General features: G+C 64.5%; 1 protein-coding gene. It reads right to left on the bottom strand.

The annotated features are described in order from the left end of the window. Nucleotides 1–234: DUF736 domain-containing protein (locus FNJ47_RS49020; protein WP_163163860.1), on the bottom strand; the 234-nt coding region annotated here is incomplete at both ends.

Below are 234 nucleotides of genomic sequence, written 5' to 3'. Positions count from 1 at the left end.
CCTCGTCGGCGAAGAGGTTGGCGAAGATCGGAGCGGTGAAGCTCGGATCGTCGAGCTTGAGGCTCAGATAGTCGCGACCCTCGTTGGAGCGCTTGGACCAGCCGGCCCCGATCTCGGCCCGGCCCACGTAGATGCGGTGGCTCGGAGCGTTGTCGTTGGAGCGGTTGGTCTCGGCGACGATACGGACGCCCTTGGCTTGCAGGCTCAGGGTGACAATCTCGCCCTGGAAATCGT

Origin of the sequence: Bradyrhizobium uaiense (genome assembly GCF_010811875.1) — a bacterium.
GTDB classification, from domain to species: domain Bacteria; phylum Pseudomonadota; class Alphaproteobacteria; order Rhizobiales; family Xanthobacteraceae; genus Bradyrhizobium; species Bradyrhizobium uaiense.
This window is presented reverse-complemented; position numbering and strand designations above follow the sequence as displayed.